Source organism: Streptomyces sp. NPDC043746 (genome assembly GCF_056436485.1).
In genome coordinates, this window is the sequence record NZ_JBWKCM010000064.1 from 2098 (window position 1) to 4595 (window position 2498).

Annotated in this window: 1 rRNA gene (running past one end of the window); it reads left to right on the forward strand. The window is 56.4% G+C overall.

The features are described from left to right. Positions 1 to 2476: ribosomal RNA gene (locus tag AC0682_RS31370) — 23S ribosomal RNA — on the forward strand (it extends 136 nt beyond the left edge of the window). The last annotated feature ends 22 nt before the right edge of the window (positions 2477 to 2498 follow it).

Below are 2498 nucleotides of genomic sequence, written 5' to 3' on the forward strand. Positions count from 1 at the left end.
CTGTCGTGACTGCGTGCCTTTTGAAGAATGAGCCTGCGAGTTAGCGGTGTGTAGCGAGGTTAACCCGTGTGGGGAAGCCGTAGCGAAAGCGAGTCCGAATAGGGCGTTTGAGTTGCACGCTCTAGACCCGAAGCGGAGTGATCTAGCCATGGGCAGGTTGAAGCGGAGGTAAGACTTCGTGGAGGACCGAACCCACCAGGGTTGAAAACCTGGGGGATGACCTGTGGTTAGGGGTGAAAGGCCAATCAAACTCCGTGATAGCTGGTTCTCCCCGAAATGCATTTAGGTGCAGCGTCGTGTGTTTCTTGCCGGAGGTAGAGCACTGGATAGGCGATGGGCCCTACCGGGTTACTGACCTTAGCCAAACTCCGAATGCCGGTAAGTGAGAGCGCGGCAGTGAGACTGTGGGGGATAAGCTCCATGGTCGAGAGGGAAACAGCCCAGAGCATCGACTAAGGCCCCTAAGCGTACGCTAAGTGGGAAAGGATGTGGAGTCGCAGAGACAACCAGGAGGTTGGCTTAGAAGCAGCCACCCTTGAAAGAGTGCGTAATAGCTCACTGGTCAAGTGATTCCGCGCCGACAATGTAGCGGGGCTCAAGCGTACCGCCGAAGTCGTGTCAATCCAACATGAGGGCCAACGCCCGTTGGGTTGGGTAGGGGAGCGTCGTGTGCCGGGTGAAGCAGCCGCGGAAGCGAGTTGTGGACGGTTCACGAGTGAGAATGCAGGCATGAGTAGCGATACACACGTGAGAAACGTGTGCGCCGATTGACTAAGGGTTCCTGGGTCAAGCTGATCTGCCCAGGGTAAGTCGGGACCTAAGGCGAGGCCGACAGGCGTAGTCGATGGACAACCGGTTGATATTCCGGTACCCGCTTTGAAACGCCCAGTACTGAATCAGGCGATGCTAAGTCCGTGAAGCCGGCCCGATCTCTTCGGAGTTGAGGGTAGTGGTGGAGCCGATGAACCAGACTTGTAGTAGGTAAGCGATGGGGTGACGCAGGAAGGTAGTCCAGCCCGGGCGGTGGTTGTCCCGGGGTAAGGGTGTAGGACGCACGGTAGGTAAATCCGTCGTGCATATAAGTCTGAGACCTGATGCCGAGCCGATTGTGGTGAAGTGGATGATCCTATGCTGTCGAGAAAAGCCTCTAGCGAGTTTCATGGCGGCCCGTACCCTAAACCGACTCAGGTGGTCAGGTAGAGAATACCGAGGCGTTCGGGTGAACTATGGTTAAGGAACTCGGCAAAATGCCCCCGTAACTTCGGGAGAAGGGGGGCCACGCCTGGTGATCGGACTTGCTCCGTGAGCTGGGGGTGGCCGCAGAGACCAGCGAGAAGCGACTGTTTACTAAAAACACAGGTCCGTGCGAAGCCGTAAGGCGATGTATACGGACTGACGCCTGCCCGGTGCTGGAACGTTAAGGGGACCGGTTAGCTGCTCTTCGGGGTGGCGAAGCTGAGAACTTAAGCGCCAGTAAACGGCGGTGGTAACTATAACCATCCTAAGGTAGCGAAATTCCTTGTCGGGTAAGTTCCGACCTGCACGAATGGCGTAACGACTTCTCGACTGTCTCAACCATAGGCCCGGTGAAATTGCACTACGAGTAAAGATGCTCGTTTCGCGCAGCAGGACGGAAAGACCCCGGGACCTTTACTATAGTTTGATATTGGTGTTCGGTTCGGCTTGTGTAGGATAGGTGGGAGACTGTGAAGCGGCCACGCCAGTGGTTGTGGAGTCGTCGTTGAAATACCACTCTGGTCGTGCTGGATGTCTAACCTGGGTCCGTGATCCGGATCAGGGACAGTGTCTGATGGGTAGTTTAACTGGGGCGGTTGCCTCCTAAAGAGTAACGGAGGCGCCCAAAGGTTCCCTCAGCCTGGTTGGTAATCAGGTGTTGAGTGTAAGTGCACAAGGGAGCTTGACTGTGAGACCGACGGGTCGAGCAGGGACGAAAGTCGGGACTAGTGATCCGGCAGTGGCTTGTGGAAGCGCTGTCGCTCAACGGATAAAAGGTACCCCGGGGATAACAGGCTGATCTTCCCCAAGAGTCCATATCGACGGGATGGTTTGGCACCTCGATGTCGGCTCGTCGCATCCTGGGGCTGGAGTCGGTCCCAAGGGTTGGGCTGTTCGCCCATTAAAGCGGTACGCGAGCTGGGTTTAGAACGTCGTGAGACAGTTCGGTCCCTATCCGCTGTGCGCGTAGGAATATTGAGAAGGGCTGTCCCTAGTACGAGAGGACCGGGACGGACGAACCTCTGGTGTGCCAGTTGTTCTGCCAAGGGCATGGCTGGTTGGCTACGTTCGGAAAGGATAACCGCTGAAAGCATCTAAGCGGGAAGCCTGCTTCGAGATGAGTATTCCCACCCTCTTGAAGGGTTAAGGCTCCCAGTAGACGACTGGGTTGATAGGCCAGATGTGGAAGCCCTGTGAGGGGTGGAGCTGACTGGTACTAATAGGCCGAGGGCTTGTCCTCAGTTGCTCGCGTCCACTGTGTT